Annotated in this window: 22 protein-coding genes and 1 tRNA gene; 13 read left to right on the top strand and 10 right to left on the bottom strand. The window is 46.9% G+C overall.

All coding sequences use genetic code 11. The features are described from left to right. Positions 1-270 precede the first annotated feature (270 nt). From NIES208_RS15765 to NIES208_RS15755, 3 genes are read right to left on the bottom strand one after another with little or no spacing between them, the layout of a single operon-like run. Complete coding sequence (locus tag NIES208_RS15765; protein WP_084176661.1) at positions 271-1,104, bottom strand: YwiC-like family protein; 834 nt, start codon at positions 1,102-1,104, stop codon at positions 271-273. A 49-nt stretch (positions 1,105-1,153) separates the two neighbouring features. Then, the gene (locus tag NIES208_RS15760) at positions 1,154-1,483 is read right to left on the bottom strand and encodes a cupin domain-containing protein (RefSeq protein ID WP_075893939.1); all 330 of its coding nucleotides are present in this window, start codon (positions 1,481-1,483) and stop codon (positions 1,154-1,156) included. 3 nt (positions 1,484-1,486) lie between these two features. Further along, positions 1,487-2,275: an SAM-dependent methyltransferase gene (locus NIES208_RS15755; protein WP_075893938.1), complete on the bottom strand. Its 789-nt coding sequence runs from the start codon at positions 2,273-2,275 to the stop codon at positions 1,487-1,489. A 1,113-nt stretch (positions 2,276-3,388) separates the two neighbouring features. Between NIES208_RS15755 and NIES208_RS15750 the strand changes: the two genes are divergently transcribed. Further along, positions 3,389-4,339: a cation diffusion facilitator family transporter gene (locus NIES208_RS15750; protein WP_075893937.1), complete on the top strand. Its 951-nt coding sequence runs from the start codon at positions 3,389-3,391 to the stop codon at positions 4,337-4,339. A gap of 86 nt (positions 4,340-4,425) precedes the next feature. Here NIES208_RS15750 and NIES208_RS15745 read toward each other — a convergent pair whose 3' ends face one another. Together NIES208_RS15745 and NIES208_RS15740 are read right to left on the bottom strand one after the other, a co-directional pair. Continuing rightward, on the bottom strand, positions 4,426-5,865 hold the full coding sequence (locus NIES208_RS15745) for a sugar transferase (RefSeq protein WP_075893936.1): 1,440 nt from the start codon (positions 5,863-5,865) through the stop codon (positions 4,426-4,428). A gap of 75 nt (positions 5,866-5,940) precedes the next feature. Then, positions 5,941-6,711, bottom strand: coding sequence for a WecB/TagA/CpsF family glycosyltransferase (locus tag NIES208_RS15740; RefSeq protein ID WP_075893935.1), 771 nt, complete (start codon positions 6,709-6,711; stop codon positions 5,941-5,943). Between the two features lie 94 nt (positions 6,712-6,805). Between NIES208_RS15740 and NIES208_RS15735 the strand changes: the two genes are divergently transcribed. The 6 genes from NIES208_RS15735 (at position 6,806) to NIES208_RS15710 (ending at position 10,150) form a co-directional block, all read left to right on the top strand. Continuing rightward, complete coding sequence (locus tag NIES208_RS15735) at positions 6,806-7,525, top strand: HAD family hydrolase (RefSeq protein ID WP_075893934.1); 720 nt, start codon at positions 6,806-6,808, stop codon at positions 7,523-7,525. Positions 7,526-7,537: 12 nt separating this feature from the next. Then, positions 7,538-7,610 (top strand) — tRNA-Ala (locus NIES208_RS15730). A gap of 41 nt (positions 7,611-7,651) precedes the next feature. Beyond that, the gene (locus NIES208_RS15725; protein WP_075893933.1) at positions 7,652-7,882 is read left to right on the top strand and encodes a hypothetical protein; all 231 of its coding nucleotides are present in this window, start codon (positions 7,652-7,654) and stop codon (positions 7,880-7,882) included. Further along, positions 7,879-8,268, top strand: coding sequence for a type II toxin-antitoxin system VapC family toxin (locus NIES208_RS15720; RefSeq protein WP_075893932.1), 390 nt, complete (start codon positions 7,879-7,881; stop codon positions 8,266-8,268). The genes NIES208_RS15725 and NIES208_RS15720 overlap by 4 nt, the downstream gene beginning before the upstream one ends. A 55-nt stretch (positions 8,269-8,323) precedes the next feature. Continuing rightward, positions 8,324-9,670 (top strand): GTP-binding protein, encoded by a 1,347-nt coding sequence (locus NIES208_RS15715; RefSeq protein ID WP_075893931.1) that lies wholly within the window; start codon positions 8,324-8,326, stop codon positions 9,668-9,670. A 54-nt stretch (positions 9,671-9,724) separates the two neighbouring features. Continuing rightward, positions 9,725-10,150 (top strand): hypothetical protein, encoded by a 426-nt coding sequence (locus tag NIES208_RS15710; protein ID WP_075893930.1) that lies wholly within the window; start codon positions 9,725-9,727, stop codon positions 10,148-10,150. 274 nt (positions 10,151-10,424) lie between these two features. Here NIES208_RS15710 and thiD read toward each other — a convergent pair whose 3' ends face one another. From thiD to NIES208_RS15695, 3 genes are all read right to left on the bottom strand, one after another. Then, complete coding sequence (gene thiD / locus NIES208_RS15705) at positions 10,425-11,252, bottom strand: bifunctional hydroxymethylpyrimidine kinase/phosphomethylpyrimidine kinase (RefSeq protein WP_075893929.1); 828 nt, start codon at positions 11,250-11,252, stop codon at positions 10,425-10,427. Between the two features lie 18 nt (positions 11,253-11,270). Then, positions 11,271-12,476 (bottom strand): cell division protein FtsZ, encoded by a 1,206-nt coding sequence (ftsZ, locus tag NIES208_RS15700; protein ID WP_075893928.1) that lies wholly within the window; start codon positions 12,474-12,476, stop codon positions 11,271-11,273. A 225-nt stretch (positions 12,477-12,701) separates the two neighbouring features. Next, complete coding sequence (locus NIES208_RS15695; RefSeq protein ID WP_075893927.1) at positions 12,702-13,526, bottom strand: cell division protein FtsQ/DivIB; 825 nt, start codon at positions 13,524-13,526, stop codon at positions 12,702-12,704. A 136-nt stretch (positions 13,527-13,662) separates the two neighbouring features. On the opposite strand from NIES208_RS15695, the gene NIES208_RS15690 reads away from it, so the two are divergent. The 3 genes from NIES208_RS15690 to NIES208_RS15680 all read left to right on the top strand — a co-directional run bounded on the left by NIES208_RS15690 (position 13,663) and on the right by NIES208_RS15680 (position 21,088). After that, complete coding sequence (locus tag NIES208_RS15690; RefSeq protein WP_139325084.1) at positions 13,663-15,015, top strand: ATP-binding protein; 1,353 nt, start codon at positions 13,663-13,665, stop codon at positions 15,013-15,015. A 64-nt stretch (positions 15,016-15,079) separates the two neighbouring features. Further along, positions 15,080-20,149 carry a WD40 repeat domain-containing protein gene (locus tag NIES208_RS15685; protein WP_075893925.1) on the top strand — a complete coding sequence of 1,690 codons (5,070 nt, stop codon included), beginning with the start codon at positions 15,080-15,082 and terminating at the stop codon, positions 20,147-20,149. A 48-nt stretch (positions 20,150-20,197) separates the two neighbouring features. Next, complete coding sequence (locus tag NIES208_RS15680; protein ID WP_075893924.1) at positions 20,198-21,088, top strand: alpha/beta fold hydrolase; 891 nt, start codon at positions 20,198-20,200, stop codon at positions 21,086-21,088. A gap of 422 nt (positions 21,089-21,510) precedes the next feature. Here the strand turns inward: NIES208_RS15680 and NIES208_RS15675 are convergent, their stop codons facing one another. Further along, positions 21,511-21,933: a Fur family transcriptional regulator gene (locus tag NIES208_RS15675; RefSeq protein ID WP_075893923.1), complete on the bottom strand. Its 423-nt coding sequence runs from the start codon at positions 21,931-21,933 to the stop codon at positions 21,511-21,513. Between the two features lie 283 nt (positions 21,934-22,216). On the opposite strand from NIES208_RS15675, the gene NIES208_RS19845 reads away from it, so the two are divergent. Both NIES208_RS19845 and NIES208_RS15665 read left to right on the top strand, forming a co-directional pair. Further along, on the top strand, positions 22,217-22,915 hold the full coding sequence (locus NIES208_RS19845) for a rubrerythrin family protein (RefSeq protein WP_075893922.1): 699 nt from the start codon (positions 22,217-22,219) through the stop codon (positions 22,913-22,915). Between the two features lie 381 nt (positions 22,916-23,296). Further along, on the top strand, positions 23,297-24,523 hold the full coding sequence (locus tag NIES208_RS15665) for an ABC transporter substrate-binding protein (protein ID WP_075893921.1): 1,227 nt from the start codon (positions 23,297-23,299) through the stop codon (positions 24,521-24,523). 56 nt (positions 24,524-24,579) lie between these two features. Here NIES208_RS15665 and NIES208_RS19270 read toward each other — a convergent pair whose 3' ends face one another. Further along, complete coding sequence (locus tag NIES208_RS19270; protein ID WP_216349425.1) at positions 24,580-25,575, bottom strand: DUF1232 domain-containing protein; 996 nt, start codon at positions 25,573-25,575, stop codon at positions 24,580-24,582. Positions 25,576-25,772: 197 nt separating this feature from the next. Here NIES208_RS19270 and NIES208_RS15655 point away from each other — a divergent pair, with 197 nt between their 5' ends. Further along, entirely contained in the window at positions 25,773-26,615 is an 843-nt protein-coding gene (locus tag NIES208_RS15655; protein WP_216349424.1) for a prohibitin family protein, read from the top strand. The last annotated feature ends 184 nt before the right edge of the window (positions 26,616-26,799 follow it).

Raw genomic sequence — 26,799 nt, 5'->3', positions numbered from 1 at the left:
GGGAGACACGGAGAGGGGGAGGCACGGGGACATTGGGATCGGGAGACACGGAGAGGGGGAGGCACGGGATATCAACGGACACCCGCATTAGAATTATTCGAATGAAAAATCTCCCCATCACTCGCTCTCCCTTTCACCGCGTCGTCATCCTAGACCATTCTTAAACCGAACTCAGGTTTTGATCAGTCCTGATCGATATCAATGTGTCAACGGGATCTAAACGTTCAATCGATGCTGCTATGGCTGCTAATATGGCGATCGCCGCCATGATCAAACTAAGTGGGTTGGCAGTAATGTAAGGGACACAATGGCGAGAAAAACAAAGCCACTCATCGTCTCAATCATTGCCACTGTTTGAATAGGAGCCATGCGGAACCAATCGGTTTTGGTGACGACGAGCACAAATTTACAAAGGGCAATGCTATAACTCAGCGCCGTCACTAAAGTGAGCAAGCCAAAGCCATATAGCGCGATGATCAGGGCGATCGCCACAAGATGATAAAGGACTAATGGTGTTAAAGAAGTCGTTTTAGGTTTACGGATTTTGACAGTGAAAATTGTGCTGCCAAAAAAGAGTGTATTCAGTAGCCATAATCCAAGAATTGTTGGCGTAAATGTTCCGGTGGTTGCGATATAAACCAACGGTGTCGCCAGACAAACTGCTGCAAAACTAATGAGTTCATTGGCATGGGATTTTTGTTGTTTTTGCCGAACTGCCAAACTGTCAATAATTACAGTGGCGATCGCCCCACCATAAACCCAGAGTAATAGCGGTGTTTTTAGATAAAGATAAAGGGCTAATCCAGCGGCGATCGCCCCATAGATTCCCCCCCACACCAAAAACCGAATTTTCCAGCGACGACGCATTAATTGGAGAGACAAAGGATATTCGGCCTGAAACCCCATAAATGCACAGACCATCGCGAGGGTGGTGGTCAAGGTCCACTGTCGAGCGGCGGCAGCCCCTGTTAAACAGGCAACCAGCAACACCACATAGACCCCATGATTGTGAGACCAAGTTGGACGCAACCATTTGGGCGATCGCCCCTTCACTTTAGTTGGGGATGCCACTGATTCTGAATTGGGCGGGGAAGAAAATGCCATGCCAAGACCACCTCATCTTCGATTAATGCCGTTCTAGAGTCGAGGGAAATTACTCAGAAAAAGTCAGCAAAAACGCCAAATTACTCGTCGCTTTTACCCCATGGGGAGCACCGGCTGGCATCACGATAAAGACCCCCGGCTCTAGGTCAATATCTTCCCCCATGAGCGTAAATACCCCTCGCCCTTCCACCACCTGCACCGTTGCATTGCGAGGGGCTGTATGTTCTGATAAATCGGTATTTGCGGCCAAACACATGAGTTTGCATTGACTCAGAGCATCTTTAAAAAGTACTTGGCTGTTGATGCCTGCATCGGGGTAGGCGATCGCCTCCTGTAGTTGCAAATGAGACGGGGTGATTTTCGGTAATGTTGTAGACATCGATTATTCTCCTATGGGTCGTTGGGCACAGATGACGATGTAACCCAAATGGTCACGGTACTCTGTAAAAACATGGCGCATCCGCAGAATTCTTTGCCGTAGTTGTGGCTTAGTTAAAACGTTCCAGCCAATTTTTAGAACCCTTCCCCAGCCCTCATCACGGAGCATCTGCTTAAGATTAAGGAGACCCATGATGCCGACTTGATGGAAGGTCACTTCCAAGCCAGCCGCCTCACAGGCTTCCAGCCATCCCGATTCCGTTAAAGGATTAACATTCACTCGAATCGCTTGCGCTAACGCTCGCCGCACTTTGTTGTCAGGATCGTCGCGCACCAGCAGCTCATGGGAGAGAAAACGGCCGCCCGGACGCAAACGCTCTTTGATACCCGCCAAAATTTTCGCCCTTTGCACAGGGGATTGCATCGTTAGGATTGCCTCAGCGAGGACAAAATCAAATTCGCCCGGTACATCTGCGAGGCGCTGAATATCCCCCGGTATGACCTGTACCTGTCCCGGAACCTCTGCGGCGGCAATATTTTCTTGGGCGATCGCCACACTATCCTCATTCCGTTCAATGCCGACGACCTTGACCCCGTACTTTGTCGCTAGGGCGATCGCGCTGTAGCCGAAACTCGCCGCCAACTCTAGAACAGTATCGTTAGGCTGGAAATTTGCCCAGTCACATAACTGCTGCGTCGCGGCTCGACCACCGGGGCGTAGTAACGTTTTCCCTGCCTTGGCGAGAACTTGATGACCAGGAGCAGTCTGTAAATTTAGAGCTGATTGAGACATAGATCCAATCCTCAAAATTAAATAGTTACACCGACTTTAAAAAGCTGGTTACACCTAAGATCATAGCTTTAGAAAACACTGGATGGGTTTAACTTTCCTCTCATTTTATTGCGTAATATGTTTAACTCTCAGGCTTTATAAACTACGTAGCAGATTACACCTTCCCGATAATATTAAGTCGTTGAATTAACACGGATGATTGTTAAGATGAGTATGTTTACTTCCTCCTCTGGAAAATACATAAATAACCCCTGCATTGTGGGCATGATAGGTTTATCTATGGGTACTGTTTTAAACCAAGACCGATCCAATGCTATTTTCGATAAATAGTGCGGTTTTCATCTGATTGAATGAACTTTTCACGGGTGGCGATCGCCTCCAAAAAATCCGTGCTAAACTATTTTGCTATAGTTATTTCAATGCGAAAAAAATAAGCTTTTAAACCTTTACAAAAATTGACGATATTACCCTCTGGAGGTCACTCCCAAAACAGTGGCGATCGCCCAGTCAAATCCCCAAGATCGTAGCCCATGAGATAGATGTATTTTCCCAAAACCGCGCTCGCAATCATAGTCAATTACTCAATAAATTTAAATTACCTTTTAAACTCACAAAACCACACCAGAAAACATTGCCATACTTGCATGATTGTGAAGAGCCCGCAGCATCATTTTAAGAACATCCTTTAAGGCTATTACATTGACGAAAGTCATCGTAATTATCTACATTTTGAAAGCCTGCCATATAATACTAAGAACCTTCTCTTTTTTAAGCTTCATTATCCTTCTCCTGAAATCATCAAAAAAGCTAATGACACATAACTTGAACAAGGTGCGAAGCGACTCCTTAACTGGATATTAATATTGTCCTCAAAGCAGCCCTCGTTTTGCCCGCAGATATTTACGGGACTACTTTGACCAAGAAGGCAAAACAAATTATATTTTTATACTCCTTGGAAAACCTTTGATGATATCTGTAATTATCTAAAAACCAACGGCTTTCCCGCTTAAACTTCACCCTTACTTCTTCACCGGATTGAGCGGCACGAAATCTTAATTAGCCACATAATAGATGCTGGAAAATGTGCTTTGATCAATTCTGATCAGTCTCAATATGTCAACAGGCTCTAAACGCTCAATCTATGCCGCGATGGCTGCCAATATGGCGATCGGTGTGGCCAAATTTATTGGCGCAGGTATCAGTGGTAGCTCCGCGATGCTATCCGAAGGGATTCACTCAGTCGTTGACTCAGTAAACGAAATTTTGCTGCTCTATGGTCTACAGCAAGGCGAAAAAGCACCAGATGAGGAACACCCCCTTGGTTATAGCGCCGAAATTTACTTTTGGTCCCTTGTTGTTGCCGTACTCATTTTTGCTCTAGGGGGCGGCATTTCCATCTATGAAGGTGTTGATGTTTTTCTCAATCCCGTTGAACCCAGTAGCAACGAATTACTCACTTACTCGATTCTCGGTGTCGCCGCCCTATTTGAAGGGGCAGCTCTATTTATTTCAATTCGCGAGTTTAATAAAAGTCGTGTTCAGACTGATATTAAATTTTGGCAAGCCCTGCGCCGTAGCAAAGATCCCTCTACTTTTGTCGTTATTTTCGAGGATACGGCTGCTTTACTTGGCATTACGGTTGCGGCACTCGGCGTATTCTTAAGTCATTGGACTGGCCGGGTTTTTTATGATGGTTTAGCTTCGATTATTATCGGCATAATTCTGACGGTTGTGGCCATTATTTTAGTGACCGAGACGAAAGGTTTATTGCTAGGGGAAAGTGCCTTTCCTGAGGTGCGAGAGAGTATCAAAAGGATTGTGACTAGTGATGAGGCCGTCACGCAAATGGAAGCTCCGATTACGCTGCATCTTGGCCCTAGTGATATTCTGCTGGCTCTGAATATTGAGTTTAAAGATGATTTATCCTCGGATCAGATTGAGGCTGCCATTCGACGGATTGAATCGGCAATTCGTGATGATCATGATGAGGTTCAGCGAATTTTTATTGAAGCGCGCTCTATCACCCTCGAAAGTAATAGTGAAATTCAGAAAATAACGGAGTAGTCCCACTTTGGTTGGCTATGTTCTTGGCAAAATCACTAGCGTTATGGATGGATTCAAAAAAACAAACTTGATCATCGTCTTGGGTTTTAATAGGCTCCTTTGCCAAAAAGCACAATTCTGACAGTTTCAATGAGGATATCAAGATCAAGATTAAGAGACCAATTATCGATGTAATAGAGATCGAGGCGAGCGGCATCATTAAAGTCGTCAAGGTCTGAGCGCCCGGAAATTTGCCAGAGTCCACTAATGCCCGGCACAACTTGGTGGCGGATATGATGCCAGGAGTCAAACCGCTCTACGTCACGGATGGGTAGGGGTCGTGGTCCCACCAGACTCATTTGACCCATCACAACGTTGATGAGCTGGGGGAGTTCGTCGATACTGGTGCGCCGCAGGAAGTGACCTACTTTTGTGATGCGGGGGTCTCTTTTTATTTTGAATAGGATACCGTCCGCCATTTGATTTTGGGTTTCGAGTTGGTGCTGGAGTTTTGGTGCATCTTTGACCATGGTGCGGAATTTCCACATGCGGAAAATTTTGCCGTTGAGGCCAACGCGTTTTTGGCGGAAAAAGACTTCACCGGGCGAGTCTACTTTGATGGCGATCGCCACCCCGATCAGTAAGGGCGATAACAGGATTAAGCCGAAGGCTGCCCCTAAAAAATCAAACCAGCGCTTAAGGCGATAATCCCAACAAAGAAGTAAGGGTGTTTCCACGCGTAATGTGGGGATGCCGGCGAAAATTTCTGGTAAACCGCGCCGATAGAGCATTTCTTTACTCGATGGCAGTAATCGAATCGCAACCCCAGTGCTTCGTAGTTGCCAATACAAACTAGAGGCGAGATCTGTATCTGGTAGGTCTTTGACTAATACTTCCATGGCACCAGATTGTTGGATTTGCGCAATCGTTGCAGCGGTATTAGCCGTGGCAGCAAGGGCAGCACCGACGATTTTGTAATGAGGTCTTTTTTTGACGAGGGCGGCGAGTTCATTTAATTTCCCTGCTGGTGCAATGACGAAAACATTGACGGGAGGTTTGTACCGGACAAATTGTCGAATAATGAGGGTTAGTCCTAAGCGTTGACCTAGTACAAAGGTGATGCTTAAAACCCACGCCGAAATAAAGAGCGATCGCGGCGGATCGAGCATGGGATTGTAAAAATAGCTGCCCAGCAAAAATAGGCAATAGACGAGGGTAATAATTTTGGCGGCGCGGGTATAGTTTTGGGTTTCTGTTGGGAGGCGATAAAGATGATTGGCAATGAAAAAACTCAGGGTGACCACCAAAAACACCCAAAATAAACTCGGTATATCAAACCATACCCACCACACTAAACCCGGCGGAATCGGTGAATAAAAACCATTTAAAAAATCTGCAAAGCGCCAGGCGATCGCCAGTCCTAGGGTGTCGCTTCCCAGCAATAGCACCATCGAGAGCAAATGTTGGCGACCCGGTTTAAGGTGCTCTAAAGCCTGAACAGCCCGTAGATCTTGGGTAATGGGGGAAGGTTGGTTATATTTCGGCATATAGGGAAAACCACAGACAATCGACAAAATTCTCAAAGGAAACTGAGTGAGAGGAAGTCGAGTAGTGCAAAATGATCATGAACTACGTAGCCGGACTTTGACAAACTGCACTAGAAACAACACAACAAATATTGTGTTATTGACGACATAGCGTTTCCATAAACGTTGAGGTTCTTGGAGCAAACGAAAAAACCACTCCAAGCCAAGGCGCATCATCCAGCGAGGTGCTTGGGAAACAGTACCCGCATGAAAATCAAAGGCGGCTCCTACTCCTAACAGGATTCCGGGGAGCTGATCCGTATATTTCGCCATCCAGCGTTCTTGTTTTGGGCAACCTAAGCCAACAAAAATCAACTTTGCGCCAGATTGAATAATGTCGTTTAGCATGATTTTTTCCTCTTCGGCCGTCAGGGGACGAAAGGGGGGAGCCACTGCCCCGGCAATGACTAGATGCGGGAATGTTGCTAAGAGATTTTGTTGTAGTTTTTCGAGGGTTTCGGGGCGACTGCCATATAAATAAATGGGGAATTTTTCTTGGGCGGCGATCCCACAGCAATGCAACATCAAGTCGGGGCCATAAACCCTAGTGGCATTTTTTAACCCGAAAAGTCTTAATCCCCACACCAAAGGCATACCATCTGGCGTTGTGATTAGGGCGTTGTTAATAATTTGTTGAAAATCGGCTTGTCCATAGCCGGTCATCACCATATGGACATTGGCGATCGCCACATAGCCCCATTGTTGATCACGAATTGCTTGTAAAAGTCGCTCTCCAACGTCGGTGTAGCTCGTTAGATGAACCCTTGTTCTGAGGATATGACGGTGGGGAAGATCTACAAAAGTCATGGCGATCGCGGCAAACTACAGTTCATTTTAAAGCCGTCTTTCCGTAGACAATCCGGAATTCTCCTAAAATAAAAAAGTCTTGACTGTTAATCCCATGCCACAACTGCAGGCTGTTCTCTTCGAAATAAACGGCGTTTTTTTTAACGATGCTGCAATTCAGTTTGAGTTGCTAGATGAAATCCTCTTATCTGAAAATCTACGTCCCACAGATAGTATTTTTCAAAATGACAGTATCGGAAAAAGCGATCGCCGTTGTCTAAAAGAATGCCTCGCCATGCGTGGCCGCATTGTCAGCAATGAATATCTTGATGAACTAATCACCAAAAAATCTCAGGCCTATCAGCAGAAATTATCCAGCCTTGAAAGCTTTCCTGTTGCGCCCGATGTTTTGCCGTTTATCACTGCCCTCAAGCTTAAAGATTTACTTTTAGGGATTGTGACGGGCTACAGCCGCGCCGATACGGACTTTATTTTGGGACAGTTGGAATTGCAGGATGCCTTTGACGTGATCATCACGGCCGACGATACGCCCAGCTTTAAACCGAGTGGTGATGGTTATCGACTTGCGTTAGAAGCATTACAAACCCAATATCCAGAACGACAGATTACTGCGGCAAACTGTTTGGCGATCGAGGATAATTTCCACGGTATCCAAGCAGCCAAATCAGTACAAATTCCGGTTGTGGGCGTTGCTCGTACTTATCCCTTTCACATGATGCAACGCTGTAGCAATTGGTGCGTTGACTATCTCACAGAGCTAGAGCTAGAACGCATTGACCCCAGTCTCGCGCCACCAGAGGAAGTGCTACAATAGCGATTCATTTTCGGGGAATTAGCTCAGTTGGTAGAGTGCTGCGATCGCACCGCAGAGGTCAGGGGTTCGAATCCCCTATTCTCCATTTTTATGCCAGTCTGCAAAACTTTCATTGAGGTTTACAAGATGGAAATTCAATTACAACAGCTATCCCAAGAACTCCAAGACATAATTTTGCAATTGCGCCAAAATAATGAGTCTCTAAAAATTGTTGATGCAGATCAAACTCTGGCGATCGTCTCTCCTGCTCAACCCCAGAAACGAGGCGGATTTGGTTGTATGAAAGGTACTTTTGAAATAGTTGGTGATATTGTTTCTCCCGCAGCACCAGAATCTGACTGGGAAGCCTTGCAGTGAGAATTTTATTAGATACGCATATCTGGCTGTGGTATTTAGAGGGAAACCCTAAGTTATCCGGTAGTTTAAGTACGCAACTCACCGCTCCTAATAATCAGTTGTGGTTAAGTCCAGTTAGTCTTTGGGAATTTTTACTTCTGATAGAAAAGGGCAAAATCAGTATCGGTGAGCCGCCAGAAGTTTGGATCAGAAATACTTTGGCTACTTTTGAAGTTCAAGAAGCACCCTCAAATTACGAAGTGGCTATGCTCAACCGACAAATTTCTTTGCCTCACCAAGATCCGGCTGATCGATTTCTGGCAGCTACAGCTATTCACTATGATTTGACTTTAGCGACAGTGGATCAAAAATTAGTGCAAGCAGTTCAAATTCCAACAATTTCTTAGATCTTTGAAAAGCTTTTGTCAGGCACAATAAAGAGTAAGATGAACTGCAAAATTTATGGATAGTCAACAACAGGAGCGACATTTTAATCTTGCCAAAGCGAGTCTTCAACAGGCTTTAACTTGGTATGGCAATACCCGTCGTCATTGGCACTATCCCCCAGATCCAGATCTAAAAGCCGCTGTCCGTCCAGAGCTGCAAAAACTACAACAGGCGATCGCCAAACTTGATCGGCAACTGTTGCGGATTGCAACATTCGGGTTAGTTAGTCGCGGTAAATCGGCAGTCATTAACGCCTTAATCGGCAATAAAGTTTTGGAGACGGGGCCATTACATGGCGTGACGCAATATCCCCAAACGATTCGTTGGGAATTGCCCACAGATAAACTAAAAATCGATTTAATCGATACCCCCGGTCTAGATGAAATTTCGGGAGAACAGCGCAGCAAAATGGCGGCAACAGTCGCGGCTGATTCCGATTTGATTTTGTTTATCGTGTCTGACGACATTACCCGCACCGAATACCAAGCCCTCTACGAATTGCGGCAACAGCAGAAACCTATTCTTGTGGTATTTAACAAAATTGACCTGTATCCCGACCGCGATCGCCAAGCGATTTTTCAGCAGCTACAACAGTTGGGACAAGAAGCCAATGGCACTGCATTGCCGCTAACGCCGGAAGAAATTGTCATGGTTGCCGCCGAACCTCAACCGATGGCGATGCGCATTGAACATCCCGACGGGCGTGTTGAGGAAACTTGGGAAACACCTGCTGCCCAAATTGATCCGTTGCGAGACAAAATCTTCCAGATTCTTAGCCAAGAGGGCAAATCCTTAATGGCAATGCATGCCCTTGTCCAAGGGGAAAAGTTACAACAAAAAATTGCCGATAAAACCATCGATCACCGGCAGCAAGAAGCCGAAGAACTGATTTGGAACTACGCCAAATACAAAGCGGCGGCGATCGCCCTAAATCCCATTGGCGTGATTGATGTGTTTGCCGGAACCTTTACCGACCTTGCATTAATTCGTGCTTTAGCTCGCCTCTATGGTTTGCCAATGACCAGTTACGAAGCCGCCAAACTATGGCGCAATATCGTCGTCAGTGCGGGAATTTTATTTGCAGTGGAACTGGGTAGCGGTTTTTTCGTCGGTTTAGGGAGAACCGCAGGACTCGGAGCACTCACTCTAAATCCCAGCGCTATCGGCGTTTATGGCACAGCAGCTCTCGCCCAAGGCGGCATTGCGGCCTACGGCTGTTACATTATCGGCAAAGTCACAAAAACTTACCTCCAGCAGGGCTGTAGCTGGGGCAAGCTTGGCGCTAGTACAACGATCCAAGAAATCCTAAAACAGTGCGATCGCCGTACCCTCCTCTACCGACTCCAGTCCGAAATCCCCTAATACCGTAGATTGTTCTCTTCGTTATCGTAAACCTGTCATTTGCAGAATCTTGCTATGAAAAAATTACTCCTGACTTTATCCTTGGCGGCGATCGCCCCCTTCCCAGCCTTGGCGCAATCCCCCACACCCGCGCAAATGGGTGAATTTCTGGCCGGAGAAATGTGTGCAGACTACCTCAAAACAGGAGAATTTTTTGGTGATGGTGGCTACGAAAAAGTTGCGGGGAAACTCATTGCAGAATACGGTAGTGAATCTGCATTACTCCTGTTAGAACTCGCCCCAAAGTTTAACCTGCCACCGGAAGAGTTGCTCGACGACCCTTATCTTTTTCCGATGGCTCAGTCATTCGTGACTCATATGGCGAAAAATGACGAATGCTTTCGGATGTTCTTGGCGGAAGAAATCTTTAAAGATGACGAAGACGAAAAGGCAACGACTGAACCTGCAACTTCTAATGTGAGCCAAATCCCACAGAACTAAGAATTATCAAAAAAAAGTTGCTGTAGGGGCGGTTTGCGAACGGCTCCTATTTTTTTGTTTTTAACGTCAGTTATGGATAAGAATTTAGCTGATATTTCTTTAAAGAAAGGAAGACACGGAAAGGTAGAGACACGGAGAGGTAGAGACACGGAGAACCAACGAAAATCTGCGTTTTTTGATCCCTCGGATTGTTTGGATAAAACATCTCCCGATCTCTCACTCTCTTATTCGCCGCGTCCTATTGCCAAGCATTCTTAAGCAAAACTCAGGTTTTTTACGGAAATGTCGAAAGACTGTCACGCACCATGAGCGGATAAAAATGACCGACAGGTCCCGTTCCTTTCCCGATCGCCAAACTAAATTGCAGCGCTTCGGTGACGTATTTTTTTGCGGCTTGGACGGCTTCAAAGGGCTCTTTGCCTAGGGCAAGATTCGCGGTAATCGCAGCCGAAAGCGTACAACCAGTGCCATGGGTATGGGGCGTATCAATGGTTTTAGTACGAAGAACTTCGAGGCGATCGCCATCAAACCACACATCAACACCCTGTAGCTCACCGGGCATCGCCCCACCTTTTACGAGAACAGCTTGGCAACCTAAATCTAGAATTTTTGTTGCCGCATCTTTCATCGCGTCAAGGGTATCGATTTCCATGGCGCTTAGGATCTGCGCTTCATAGCGATTGGGCGTTAAGATTTTTGCTTGGGGCACTAAACGCTCTTGTAAAACGGTGATCGCCTCATCGGCAATTAATTTCACCCCTGTCCGCGAAACCATCACTGGATCAATGACTAAATTTGGGAACTTGTCCGCTTCCGCTTGGGCGGCGATCGCCACCATAATTTCTTGGTTTAGCAACATACCTGTTTTTACCGCATGCACACCGATATCACTCAGAACCGCCTCGATCTGAGCGTTTACTTGAGCTGCACTCAGGGCAACCACATCCGTCACCCCGACGGTATTTTGAGCCGTCACACAGGTAATAGCGCTCGTCCCATGCACTTTGTTAAAGGCAAAGGTCTTTAAATCAGCCTGAATACCAGCACCGCCACCACTATCTGAACCGGCGATCGTTAAAGCAATACGCGGATTTAAACTCATATTACGATTAGCGAGAACTTAACGGCGGGGGAAACGACGACGCTGCAAAAACTCAGGAATATCTAAACCAGTGGAGTTGGGGCGTTGGGGCGGTTGTTGCTCCTGCTGGCGTAAGGGGCGAGGGGCTGGCGGTTGTTGTTGCTCAGCGGGACTATTCGTAGATTGCTGTTGTGACTGGGGCATGGGTGGAAAACCACGACGCAATGGAGCAGGTGCAGTCGGTTCCTGTGGGGAAGCCTCTGCGGGAACGAATCCCGTCGCAATGACAGTGATACGAATTTCGCCCTGGAGCTGCTCATCAATGACGGCACCAAAGATGATATTGGCATTCGGATCGACCACTTCATAAATGGCCTCAGCGGCGGCATTCACTTCATGTAGCGTTAAGTCGTGACCACCAGTAATATTTAGGACAACACCTTTTGCTCCTTCAACAGAGGATTCCATTAAAGGAGAAGAAATGGCGGCGATCGCCGCTTCCCTTGCGCGGGATTTACCAGAGCCAATCCCAATACCCATCAAAGCAGAGCCAGCATCGGCCATCACCGCCCGCACATCAGCAAAGTCCACATTGACCAAACCGGGAACCGTAATAATGTCCGAAATACCTTGAACACCCTGTCTTAGGACATCATCAGCAATGCGGAAAGCCTCTTGCATCGGGGTTTCCGGCGCAATGACATTCAGTAACTGATTGTTTGGAATCACCAATAATGTATCAACGCGGCTCTGGAGGGCGCTAATACCTTCTTCTGCTTGGTTGGTACGGCGACGACCTTCAAATTTAAAGGGACGCGTTACAACACCAACAGTCAAGCAACCTAAATCTTTGGCAATTTCTGCCACAACAGGTGCTGCACCTGTGCCTGTACCGCCACCCATACCAGCAGTGATAAAAACTAAATCTGCCCCTTCGAGAGCTTGGGCAATTTCGTCGCGGGATTCTTCCGCAGCTTTCTGACCAATGGCTGGATTACCGCCTGCTCCTAGACCACGGGTGATTTTTTGACCGATCTGTAAACGCTTTGGGGCAAGGGAACTGGTGAGGGCTTGGGCATCCGTATTAATTGCCCAAAAATCAATCCCAGACACACTACTTTCGATCATGCGGTTGACCGCATTCCCACCGCCACCACCAACGCCGATCACCTTGATCTGCGCAACGCTACTGGGCATGATTGTAAATTCCGACTGGTTGTTGTCCGCTGTGGTCAGATTGCTCATGTTCGCGTCGTAGGGAACAGTAGTGGGTTGAAAAGGGTGGTTTTGGCTCACGGTCACAAAAGAAATGTGCGATGGATAGGGATACTAAACAGTCTTTATATAAAGAAGTTTTAGAACTTGACTCGAAGGACTTTGAGGTAAATTCTAGTGCCATTGTAAGGGGAATCACCATGGCCGGAAAAAAAAATCCCTCTTTTGTACGAGGTTTAACTTTATTTTTTCATCTTATGGAGAATCTCCGGAGGCAATGCGCGCTTTAATGATGGGTTCGTTTGGATCTGATAAATCTATGTAATCAATATTACGGGGCATGACTGTTGCGTCTAGTGTGGCAAGTTTGGCGATCGCCACGAGTTGATCTTCTAGTTGTTTGATGTCGCCGCCGATGTGAAACTGACCATTTTCGGTATTGAGTTTTAAATTATTCGAATCCTGCCAGTCGATGCTGTAAATCTTGATCGGCGATCGCCTCAGTATCGGATAAATTTCTCGCCACTGGTCAATTTGAATCGCGCGAATCCCCATGACCTCTAGGGTGGGCAGTGGGATTTCATTCGTTACTTCGCGATAGGCACTGTCCGGTAACCAATTACCCTGCTCATCGAGATAGCCTTCTTGGAGACCCCGTGCCTTTGTCTGGGGCGAAATGGGGGCAAAGGAGCGGGCGACGGGTAGACGTTCTTGAACCTGTATTGAAATGCTTGGCGGTAGTAGATGTCGAGTGACGATCGCCTCAGCAATGGGACCCTGCGCTTCAATATCTACTTCGAGGCGTTGGGGTTTGAGGGAGAGGAGCGACTGGGGATAGTCGAGGGGAATGAGTTCCCGTACAGTACTGGCAGAAAGGGTTGTATTACCTTCAATGGTGATCTGACCACTGCTATACAGTACCCATTCCGGGCGAGTCGTTAGCCACACAGCACCAGAGGCCACACCAATCAAAGCGACGGAACGCCAGAGCCCCTGTACCCATCGAATAGAACGTTGTCTTTGTTTTTGTTTGCGACGTTTACGGAGATCATCGCGTACTGCGGAAACTGTATCAGCCATGGGCGCGTCCTAGATCCTAGCTGTCATAGCAAGAAATATGTCTCATCTTAATCAACCAGTATACTAATGGAGCAAATGGCAACTTCTTGTAATCCCCCCAGAGCCGCAGCCTACTAGAAACACAGCTTGAGAGTTTATGGCGTTTTCACCTTCTAATCCCATGGCATTACAGCTACAGGAATTTTTTCGGGCATGTAATCCCAGTAAAACGCTTAATCTCGCTGATTCCGGCGATCGCCACTACTATATTGATTTCGCAGCGGTGCGCGGCGGCAAAATTATAGAAGCCTTAGCCCGCACCATTACCCGGCTTTCCCCCGAAGAACCCACCTGTCAACTGTTTACCGGACATATCGGCTGCGGCAAATCTACCGAATTATTACGCCTTAAAGCCCTGTTAGAGCGCGAAAATTTTGAGGTGATCTATTTCGAGTCCAGTCGCGATCTCGATATGGAAGATGTCAGCATTAGCGATATTTTACTGGCTGTTGCCCGTTCTGTTAGCGAACATCTCGAAGGCATTGGCATTTCCCTGAAGCCCAGTTATTTTAAGCAGCTATTTGACGAGATTAAGGATTTTTTACAGACACCGGTACAGCTAGATGCCACAGCGGAATTATCCCTTGGATTAGCACGTATCACTGCCCGAACCAAGGAAAGTCCCCGCCTACGCCAACAAATTCGTCAATCCCTAGAACCCCGTACAGAGGGTATTTTGCGCTCTATCAATGAAGAATTACTAGGTCAAGGAAATTTGGCATTAAAAGGTCGTGGCAAAAAGGGGTTAGTCGTAATTATTGACAATCTTGATCGCATTTCCTCGCGACAGGCAACCCGCAATCGTTCTTTGCCGGAATATTTATTTATTGACCGGGGACAACAACTACGCCGCTTAAATTGCCATGTGATTTATACGATTCCGTTGGCACTTATTTTTTCTAACGAGTACCAAGCCCTTAAAAATCGCCTAGGGGGTGGGGTTGCGCCGAAAATGTTGCCGATGGTGCCCATTCAAAAGCGGGATCGTACCTTAGATACGAAGGGTTTAATTCTTTTGCAACAACTTGTTTTAGCGCAGGCTTTTCCTCATCTTTCGCCTCGGCAGCGCATTGCCTGTATTCCGAAATTATTTGACAGTAATATTACGCTTAATCGTTTATGTCTCATTAGTGGTGGTCATGTACGCACATTACTGGGGTTGCTTTATAACTGTTTGCAGCAAAATGATCCCCCCTTTAATCGAGATTGTATTGAAGTGGTGATTAAGGGTTACCGTGATGATATTTTGCTGGCTGTGGAAGATAACGAATGGCAAATGCTTGCCCAGGTGATGCAACAGCAAACGATTCGGGGCGAACAGGAATATCAGATTTTGTTGCGTAGTTTGTTTGTGTATGAATACCAAGACCAGCAGGGTCGTTGGTTTGGGATTAATCCGGCTCTGGCGGAAACGACTCGGTTTAAACATATGCTCCGGAGTCTCGGCTAGAGTGGGTTGTGTTTGATTAGTTTGTTTCGTCAGTTGATGTTGATGTTTGTTTCAGGGCAGTGCTATGGTTCGCGCCGATCATTTCGACCTCATTAATGCACAGAATCGGCGATCGCAGTTTGTTTTAGAGCGATCGCTCTTTTTCGCCCCCCAAGAATTTTCTCTATTACTGGTTCGTTGTAATTACCGTAGCCTCGCCCAGGAGGTGCAAACACGGCTTTATCAGACCCACAAGTTAAACAAACTATGGCAACAGCAGGAGCCGGAATATTGTTTTGAATATTTTGGAGATATTGACTTTGAGCAGCTGGTGGCTGGACAAAAACACCGGGGCTTAATTGCTGTTGATCTCAATCCTGCCTCGACAAATTTGGAAAGTATTTTAAGTGCCACGTTCGAGTATTTAGAGGCGCTGGGGGTACAGCGTGATTGTGTTGATGGGGTGATGGTCTCTGGTTTAGAGCAGGTGGGGCGACTGGAACTAAGCTTGGCTCTACTCAATCAGGTGCGGGATCAGTTGAGCTATTTACTGCCTTGTCCACTGGTACTTTGGTTGACGGAGCGGGGAGCGCGGAAATTATTTCGTCTAGCGCCTGATGTCAAAAGTTGGACGGCGGCTTCTATTCGGTTTGCGTGGGGGGAGCCGCAGTTACGGCAGCTTTGGCGGCAGTTTGAACGGGATTGTTTTCAGCAGTTGGAGCAGGCTGGGGGTCTCAAATTTGTGAGTAATCAGGATTTGGGTTTAGCGGAGCACAGCCGACGCAGACTGGAGCTGGAGTTGGCGCGGGAAGAGTTGCAGAAACAGCGGGAGAAAATGTCTCTATGTAGTGAGGGTTTTTGGGCTTTTATTCAAGGGCGAGATGCTTATAGTGTGCGGGATCTGACGACGGCTCACGGGGAATATTTAAGGTGTCTCAAAATTTATAGTGATCTAGAACCGGATACAGACATTACGGCTGCATTTTTACAGGAAGAATTTTTGGCTCAGACGGCAAACTTAAAGGGCGATCGCCTCTCAAAATTAGCGATTATTTGTTTTCATCTGAGTTTGCTCTATGACGAATGGGCGCAGGAAAAATATGAGGCTGATAATACTTGGCAACAGGGAGAGGCTTATTTGCGGACAGGTTTAGCGCTGTGGCATCGCCTGAAAAATTGGTCTTGGGTGGCTCATTTGACGACGGCTCTCGGTCTGATGTTACGGCAACTGGAAAATTGGGAGGCCTTGGAGAATTTGGCCTGGGAGACGACTAAACATCTGGATATTTATTGTTCTCAGATGCTGCTGACTCGGAATTATGGGTTGTTGGCGGAGGTGGCGATCGCCCGCCAGCAGTGGGAAAAGGCGAATATGTTAGCCCATAGCGCTGTCGAAACCTATGAGCGTTCTGAAGAGGATACGTCAGAATATGATTTGCCTTGGTACTATCTGGTGATTGCCCAAGCTCAACAGCATTTAATGGGTGCTTCGGCGGCGATCGCCTACCTCGAATCAGCCCATGAATTGATTTTGCGACACCTCGGCCAAGCCCAAGCCCAGCGGCAAACCTGGTCGGGCTGGTATTTGCGACTATACCGCGATATTTTGCAGCTATTGCGCCATCTCCACCAAGCCGCTGGCCATTACGAACAGGCCTTTGATTTACAGCGGGAACTCCAGCAATGTGAACAACAATGGGGGTGGCAAGTCTTTTTCGGGGCGGCGGCTTTACCCGCTCCCTTGCCCACCACCACTGCGGAACTGCGGCAAAATACCCAAAATATTCTGGTGGCATCCCGTCGCCAAGATGATGTCAAGCGGCTCCTCGAACGTCTCAGTCGCGATGAGCATAAACTAACAATCCTCCATGGTTTTTCGGGGGTAGGCAAAACATCGCTGTTGCAAGCGGGACTGGTGCCAAATTTACGGGGACAAATGGTCAATGCCCGGGAAATCCTGCCCATTATGCTAAAAAAATACGGCCAGTGGCATCTACAACTTGCTAAGGCGATCGCCACCGAACGGCTACAATTTGTCCACCATCCCGACCCCGGCACAGACACCGATCCCATTACACTGCTCCAGGAAAATGGCCACTGTAATCTCTTGACCGTGTTGATTTTTGATCAATTTGAGCAGTTTTTAGAGCAATATCCCACCCCTTCAGAACGGCGGGCTTTCTTCGGTTTTTTGTCCCAATGTTTGCAGTTGCCCTTTGTCAAAATTATTTTGTCCTTGCGGGAAGACCATCTCTCCTATCTTTTGGAATGGGAAACGGCGGGTAGCTTAGGCATTGTCAATGACAATCTACTAGACCGAAGTATTCGTTATCGCCTCGGTAATCTCCATGCAGAGGCTGCCCATAATTTGCTCACATTTTTATCTGGACAAGCGCCCCGCCCCCTTGAGCCAGCCTTTGTTGATCGACTGATTGGGGATCTGAGTGACGATCTCGGTACGGTGCGACCCATTGAATTACAGGTGATTGGCTTTCAGCTCCAGCAGGACAATATCACCACCCTAGACAAATATTTGGAATTGGGAAAAAATCCGAAACAGACGGTATTAAAGCGGTTTCTTTTACAAATTATCGATCAATGTGGTGTTGAGCATCACCAGCTGGCTTGGCAATTTTTATATCAGCTCACAAGTCCCCGGCAAACGCGACCGGAGGTTCCCTATGGTGAGTTTCTCAGTCTGTGTCGTAGTCACCGGAATACTGATGAGGACGGGCGGGCGATCGCCGATCTGATTTTGCATATTTTTGTGGGGACGGGGCTAGTCATTCGTCACCGTTATGCTTCTCAGGATACCTACCAACTGGTACATGACTATCTCGTGCAGCCGATCCAGAGCCGTCAAAGTGATGCCCAGTCGCAGGAATGGGCTGAGCGCCTTGCCTTTCAAGACCGTGAAATTAGTCGTATCCGCCGCCATTGGGGGCAGTCTGTGGTCACCATCGTGGCGCTTTTGGGGGTGGTCATTTCGATGATTGTGCTATCACAACGGGTAAATCGTCAGCGATATCGGCAGTGGCAGGTCACTCAAAATGCCGAACTGATGGCCCTAAGTAATGCCTCCGAAGCGCTGTTTTATAGTGATCAACAGTTTGAAGCATTGTTGGAAAGTTTGCGGGCAACGGTGCGGCTCCGGAAATTACTCGCGTCTAATCCTGAGGCGATCGCCCCCGCCACTAAGCTGAAAGTGCTCAGTACCCTAGAGCAATCTTATTTTGGATTGCAAGAGAAAAATCGTTTAGAAGGCCATAGCGATTCGGTTTTTGATATTAGTATTTCCTCCAACGGTCGTTATTTAGCTTCCGCAGGTCGGGATCATACGGTGCGCCTGTGGAATATGGAAGGCAAATTACTCCAAACGATGTTTGGTCATACAGAAAGAGTCACGAGGGTAGTGTTTGCACCGGACAATCAATCCCTCTTTTCCAGCAGTTGGGATAATACGGTGAAGGAATGGTCCCTGGACGGTCGAGAAATCCGCACCATTGAGGTTGATCTCGATACCCTGACGGCAATTAACCTCAGTCGCGATGGACAGCGTTTGGCGATCGCCAGTGGTTCAGGAGCAGCTTTGTACGATGTGAATGGCACATTGATTAAAAAATTAGTGCGCGATCGCATTATTTACTGGATTAATTTTAGTCCCGATGACCAAGAAATATTAACCCTCGACGATAACAATCAACTCACCCTCTGGGATGCGGATGGCAATGTCCGCCAAACCCTTACCATGGAGAGTCCTGACGAAACAAAACTCCTCTTTGCCACCTTTAGTCCCGATGGTAAAACCCTGATGGGTAGTGATAGTCGCGGTAATTTAATGGTCTGGCAACGGGGCGATCGCCAAGCCCTATTTACCGAAGCAAGTTTAAATGTCTTAGCAGCCCACACCGAGCCAATTTTCTTCCTTAGCCATAACCAAGACGGCAGTCAATTTGCCACAGCCAGCGCCGATAATTTAGTAAAAGTTTGGGACGAAAACTTTAATCTCCTCCAAACCTTTTCCGGTCACCGTGACGATATTCGTAGCGTTATCTTTCACCCAGAAACCCAACAGGTTATCTCTGCCAGCATGGATAAAACAGTGCGCTTTTGGGAAGCAGCCGCCGATAGCCGTGTGGTGCTCGAACATATTGCCCCCATTCGAGACTTGCGCTTTGCAAAAGATGGCACCCAAATTGCGACGGCCAGCGCCGATAAGACCATTAAACTTTGGGAGCGCAGCAGCGGTAAATTGCACCAGACATTGCGGGGTCACACCGACTGGGTCAATACTGTGGCTTGGCATCCTGATGGGCAAACTCTCATTAGTGGCAGTGATGATCATACGGTGCGTCTATGGTCCCGTGATGGGCGCTCCCTTTCTCGCCTTAAGGCTCATCAAAATCGCGTTTTAGATGTGGAGTATAGTCCCGATGGTCGGCTATTTGCCTCCTCGGACTTGGACGGTGTGATTCAGATTTGGGCAGCCAATGGCACATTGTTGCAAACCTTGGCGGAACATGGCGATCGCGTGAGTAGTATCGACTTTAGTCCCGATAGTAAATTACTCGCTTCGGCGAGCGATGACCGCACCGTAAAAGTGTGGCAACGGCGGGAGGATGATACGTTTTTCCTCGTAACTCAGTTAGAGCCCCATAGTAGTTGGGTTACCGATGTGACCTTTTCGGGAGATGGTGAATATTTAGCATTTTCTGGCTATGACAACATAATCCAGATCCGTCAGATGTCCTATAAAGACAACAATCCTCGGTTTGAAGCACCACTAATCCTGAAGGGACACAGCGATAGTGTTGCTAGCCTAAAATTTAATCCCGTTGTACCGCTGCTGGCCACCAGTACTTGGAATAACCAACTACAACTCTGGACATTAGATGACACTCTCCTAAAAAGTTTAGAAGGCCATACGGATTCTATTACGGGCCTCGACTGGAGCCCTAATGGCGGGGCGATCGCCACAGCAAGTAATGACAATACTGCGATTATTTGGGAGCTACAACTAGAGCCACTCCTAGAGAAAAGTTGCCACTGGCTACAGTCCTATCTCCGCCATAATCCGAAAGTGCGCGACGGCGATCGCCGGCTTTGTGATAGTCAAACTGACAAAAATCCGAGGCCAACAAACCCTGAAAAATAGAGAGCGTTATACTAACTGAATGACCTTTTTAGCCATTGTTTTCTGCCGATGACCCAGACCCCTGTTGCCCCCCAAACCCTTGTGTCCCTCGACTGGCGCTGGCGCGATCAGAAAATTTGCTACACCGTCCAAGGGGAAGGTCAACCATTACTCCTCATTCACGGTTTTGGGGCATCCATTGGTCATTGGAAACACAACATCCCAGTCCTCGCAGAGGAAGGATATCAAGTTTTTGCCATTGATTTACTGGGCTTTGGCGCTTCCGCAAAACCAGCATGGGATTACACTTTAGAGCTATGGCAAGAACTCTTGCACGATTTCTGGCAGGCAAAAATTCAAAAACCAACAGTCTTTATTGGAAATTCCATCGGCGGCTTGTTGAGTTTGTCGATGTTGGCAAATTATCCTGAACTTTGTGCTGGCGGTGTTTTAGTAAATTGCGCCGGTGGCTTAAACCATCGTCCCGATGAGCTCGCGTTACCTTTACGGGCGGTCATGGGTGCTTTTGCCAAGTTAGTGAGTTCGCCTCTGACTGGCAAATTGATTTTCAATGAAGTGCGCCGCAAATTTCGCATTAAAGGAACCCTCTATCAGGTCTATGGCGATCGCCAAGCCGTGACCGATGAACTAGTAGACATGCTTTATGCACCGTCCTGTGACGAAGGCGCTCAGGCAGTATTTGCCTCCGTGATCACCGCACCACCGGGAGAAAGCCCCACCGAACTTTTACCCAAGCGTCAACATCCCCTACTCGTCCTATGGGGCGACAAAGATCCGTGGACACCCATTAAAGGGTCACAAATTTATCAAGATTTAGCAGCAGCCAACGAAGGTGTAGAATTTCACCCGATTCCCGGCGCTGGTCACTGTCCCCACGACGAAAATCCCACTTTAGTGAATGCTCTAATTTTGGATTGGTTGTCGCGCCAAGCGAATTAAAGAACGTCAGTTATGGATAAGAATTTAGCTGATATTTCTTTAAAGAAAGGAAGACATGGAAAGGTAGAGACACGGAGAGGTAGAGACACGGAGAACCAACGAAAATCTGCGTTTTTTGACCCCTAGGATTGTTTGGATAAAACATCTCCCGATCTCTCACTCTCTTATTCGCCGCGTCCTATTGCCAAGCATTCTTAAGCAAAACTCAGGTTATCGTCGTGGTCGGCAAGACTGGTAGGGATTTAACATGTTAAACCCCTACAGGATAAGGCTTTAAAGTTTATCTGATGTCTTAACTTTGATGGCTTTGACTATAAAGACTTTTTTTAGTCCTATACAAAGACGAATCCCCCTGATGCAAAACATTGGGGGATTTTTGATTAGGTATAGAATTTTCGGATGTCGCGGCGATCGCCTGCCGATTACTGACAAGACTGACAGAGACCTTTCACCGTCACCTCATAACTTTCTGCCTGTAAACCATCCGAAAGTTGACTCAGATCAAAACAATTAAAAGTTTCCCATGCTAAATCATGGATCGCACCGCAATCGCTACAGACAAAGTGGTGGTGAGGATTCACATTGGCATCATAACGAGTCACCCCCTCATCTAGGAGCACTTCTCTCACTAAATTTACTTCACGCAAAATCGTCAAAGCACTATAAACACTAGCCTTTGAGGCAATGGGAATATCCGCATTAACATCTTCTAGGATCTGCTCAACCGTTGGATGATCTTCTCGACGCAATAGGTTGGCATAGACAGCGAAACGCTGGGGGGTAATTCTTAACCCCTCGTTCTTCATGACTTCGCGGATTTCAGTGGCGTTTGACGATTTGGGCATTTTGTTGACTCGATGGCTAAACCAAAGTAGCACTGCGCATTATTGTGACGAAGTTTTAAAACATAAATCAAGTGTGGTTGAGACAAAATTAACTCAAATTGCTTTTCTTAATGTTTTTTTGAGGTTTCTGAGACTTCATCACAGCGTGAATTGGAATCACAAATATGATTGTAACATTTTTACTTGATAGTGGCTCTGTTATGCTATCTGTTCTTTAAATTGACATTTTCTTATCTAAGAATTATTCTTGATTAAGTTGGTTGTTTACTTAGAGGTTGAAATTATGAATACGGAAAATTCGCGCACGGTAGAAAATTTGGAAGCGGCTTTTGGTGGTGAGTCCCAGGCGAATCGCAAGTATCTCTTTTTTGCCGATGTTGCGAAAAAGTTAGGGATGTCTGATTTAGCAAGGTTGTTTCGGGAAACAGCACAGCAGGAAACTGAGCATGCTTTTGCCCACTTTCGTTTGTTGCATCCGGAGTTGGTGGTGGCAGATCCCGATGCCCTGAGTGATGAGGAAAAGAAAAAGATGGCGGCGCGGTGTCTAGAGTTGGCGATCGCCGGCGAGACCTATGAGTATGAAACGATGTACCCAGAGTTCGCAGCTCAAGCCCAAAAAGATGAAGACGAAGGTGCGGTGGCTGAATTTAAAGAGCAAGAGGCAGAATCCAAAGAACATGCCGAAATGTTCCACACCGCTGCAAAGAATTTCGGTTTACTCACTTCCATCGAAGAACATCACGCAAATCAATACACTGATGCATTGAAGGCTTTGGACGGAGGCGCAGCTGCGCCTCGTTCCCTCGGCCAAAAATGGATCTGTAAGAAATGCTCCATGATTTATGACCCAGCGGTGGGCGATCCTGATTCTGGTATTGCTGCGGGCACTAATTTTCAAGATATTCCTGAAGATTGGGAGTGCCCCATTTGCGGCGCGACGAAGAAAACTTTTGTTCCGTACGAAGAGTACGTTGCAGCATAACTGAAGGTGGATCTATCGGTGCAATTCATTGAATCAAAAAACCAGAGGGGCGATCGCCCCTTTTTTCATTGATTGAGACATCTTCGTTAAGACAAACGTTGCCATCAAGAAAAGAGAGACAAAAACCAACTGAGTAATTATACTTAATACAATTGTGATTCAAAGTCGACAACCCATAAACGCAGGAGGCTAGAGAAAATTATGCAACTAGATCAAGAAACCAAAGAAATACGTTGGATTTCGGGGATGGCCTTGCTCCTGTCCGGTGTGCTTGCCGCTGCGGTCTGTCTATAGTTGCGCTTTTTGAACGGCATATTGATAGGGTGAAAAGCTTAGGAGTATTCTGGAGACTTGTTATTGCAAGCTTTTATACTCATCTTTATGTTTAAACGTCGATTTTTATTACAAGGGGCGATCGCCACCGCCATTGCAGCCACAATTATTGCCTGTAATCCCCCCGCCGAAAGCCCTAATCCTGCAGATCAAAATAGCACTTCAAACACAACCAATAATAATGAAATTGTCATCGGTGTCAGCGTTGCCCAAACCAGTAATGTTGCCCTCCTCGGCCAAGAACAAGTCATCGGCGCAAAGCTAGCCGAAAGCTATTTCAACGACAATGACGGGATTAATGGTCAGCCCTTTAGCATCGCGTTGCAAGACGTGGCCGGAGACGAACAAGGTGCCATAAATGCCTTTAATACCCTCATTAATCAAAATAATGTCGTCGGTATTGTCGGCCCTACACTTTCCCAACAAGCCTTTGCCGCAAATCCCATTGCCAACCGCGCCCAAGTACCTGTTTTAGGGCCTTCCAATACAGCCCAAGGAATACCGCAAATCGGTGAATTTATCGGTCGAGTCTCTGCACCCGTTGCCGTTGTTGCGCCAAATGCCGTTGAACAAGCTCTAGCGATTAATCCCAACATTGAAAAAGTAGCAGTGTTTTTTGCCCAAAACGATGCCTTTAGTAAATCTGAAACCGAAACTTTTCAGCAAACAGTAAAGGATTTTGGATTGGATTTAGTGACTGTCCAGAAATTTCAAACGACGGACACTGATTTTCAAACCCAAGCGACAACGGCCATTAATCTTGACCCTGATCTGGTGATTATTTCTGGGCTTGCGGCTGATGGTGGTAACCTCGTCAAACAATTGCGGGAACTGGGTTATGAAGGCATTATTATCGGCGGTAATGGTTTAAATACGTCAAATATTTTCCCGGTGTGTCAAGCGCAATGTGATGGGGTTTTGATCGCCCAAGCCTATAGTCCGGCACTAGATAATGAGATTAATCGGGCATTTCGCGAAGCCTATGGGGCAGAAAATGAAACCGATCCGCCCCAATTTAGTGCCCAAGCGTTTACTGGTGTACAGGTGTTTGTGGAGGCATTGCGCAATTTAGACCAAAAATCTCCCATTGCTGAAATGTCTTTGCCTGAGTTGCGTCAACGGTTGCGGGACGAAATTTTTGCGGGAACCTATGTGACTCCCCTGGGGGAAATTTCTTTTACGGCAGAGGGTGAGTTGGTACAAAAGCAATTTTATGTGGCGCAAATTACCATGGATGAATCTGGTGAACAGGGGGCATTTACCTTTGTGAAGTAGAGGTGATGCCTGACTTTTTTGTCATAGTCTGCGGGCACAATGAAGGGACTCTCTGCTTAGGTTTCTGCTGAAGTGGGGAGTTCTACGGGGGATTCAATGTCTTTTCCAAACCAATCTTGTAATTTTTCTTGGGCTTTTTGTCTAACGTCGTCGTTAATGTGGCTGGCAACGATGGTCATGGCCATTACTAGGGTCGAAAGATCGTCGGTATAACCAATGCCGGGCATCAAATCTGGCAGTAAATCTGAGGGGAGGATCCAGTAGCCTAGTGCGCCAAGAATGATGGCTTTGTACTTTGGGGGCAGGTCGGGGCGTTGCAAGGTATAGAACAAAATAAGAACGGTTTCAATTGTTTTTTTGCCGGCGATCGCCGCATAATTTCCCAACTTATTTTTAAAGCTTTCAGCGGAATAAAATTGTTGGTATTCGCCTAGGTTTTGATTGTTCATTTTTTGCAGTTCGTGGGGCAGGCAAATTTTCAGTTTTTTTGCTTTGTCCACTAGCTCGGTAAATTGCTTGGTAAATGTGGGCCCCGATAGGCCTTGCTCGGTATTGAGTTGCAACAAATTAACTAGATCAAGTAAAACTTGGAACTGCTCTGGTGAAATGTCAAAGGCTTGTCGTATTTCTGTAATGAGAGCTTTCTCCGAAGGGTGGAACTCATGATCAATGAACACCAGCTCTAATCCCCAAAATAACAAGCGCCACTGGGCAACGACATCGGCATTGACCAAGGGTGCGATGTGGGAATCGATGTTTTCGAAGGAACCTGTGGCATTTTTTAGGGTGGTAAACAGCCCAGAGATGTGGCTATTGCCGTTACTGAGTTCATTAAGATAATGATTTTCGTTTTCGTCTATTGTGCCATCGGCGATCGCCAGGGAAAAGAGAATTGTCCAAAAGGCCTGTTGTTGCTCTGGGGTCAGGGTTTTGAGTTCCGGGTGGGAGCGAGCCGTAAATAGGTTGGCGATCGCCTGTAGAGAATCCCGCCGCGTTTGATCTAATCCCTGCAAAAAATTTGTCGTCGTCTGTCGTAGATTTGGTTTCAACATCCCGTTTAGACCCTGTACTGCTTATGTCTCCTTTTTCCATAGAAACATTTTGAAAAGAAAATTGGGATTTTGAAATAGAGAATTGGGCGATCGCCCCAGTGTCCGAACTTTACAATCTGCGACATGGACGGATCCTAGCCAGAGGACTTTCTTACAATAGAAAGCGTGACAAATTTATTTAATGGAGTTCCAATTTCGTGCGTAATGTGACACCTAGTGGAAATTTTCCACTGCCCATTATCGGGACAATCGTAGCTTTTATCGTCTTCGTTGCGCTGAATGCATTCGTCATTATCAATCCGGGACAAGCTGGTGTGCTCAGTGTCCTCGGTAAAGCCCAAGATGGAGCCTTACTAGAAGGTATTCATTTCAAGCCGCCCCTCGTTGCTAATGTCGACATTTACGACGTGACAGTGCAAAAATTTGAAGTCCCTGCCCAAAGTTCTACCAAAGATCTACAGGACTTGTCTGCACGGTTTGCCATTAACTTCCGCCTTGATCCCGTAGAAGTCGTAACCATTCGTCGGACCCAGGGTACATTGCAGAATATTGTCGCCAAAATCATTGCACCCCAAACCCAAGAAGCCTTCAAAATCGCCGCCGCCAAACGAACCGTCGAAGAAGCGATTACGAAGCGTACTGAACTGAAAAGTGACTTTGATGCTGCCCTCGATACCCGCCTGAAAAAGTACGGCATTATTGTCCTCGATACCAGTGTGGTTGACCTCAATTTCTCTGCTGAATTCTCCAAGGCTGTTGAAGATAAGCAAATTGCGGAACAGCGGGCACAACGGGCAATTTATGTTGCCCAGGAGGCGGAACAGCAGGCGCAAGCTGATATTAACCGCGCGAAGGGTAAAGCTGAGGCTCAACGTTTACTAGCTGAAACCCTTAAGGCTCAAGGTGGTGAGCTGGTGCTGCAAAAAGAAGCAATTGAAGCATGGCGTGAAGGTGGTGCTCAAATGCCTAATGTGCTGGTCATGGGAGAAAAGGGTGGTAGTGTGCCTTTCCTCTTTAATCTTGGTGATGCGGCCAAGTAGAAATACGCTGTATGGACGTTTCTCGGTTGGCAGTGTCATAGATCTTATGATGCAAGTCTAGATCGTCTGGCCTAGGTTGTTTTTGTTTTTTGCCTATCTGGGAAACGCCATGGATCAAGTACAGATAATGTGAGTTTTGCTTAAGCATGCTCGGAAATAGGACGCGGTGAATGGGAGAGCGAGA

The sequence above is a fragment of the [Limnothrix rosea] IAM M-220 genome, from assembly GCF_001904615.1.
GTDB lineage: Bacteria > Cyanobacteriota > Cyanobacteriia > Cyanobacteriales > MRBY01 > MRBY01.
This window is presented reverse-complemented; position numbering and strand designations above follow the sequence as displayed.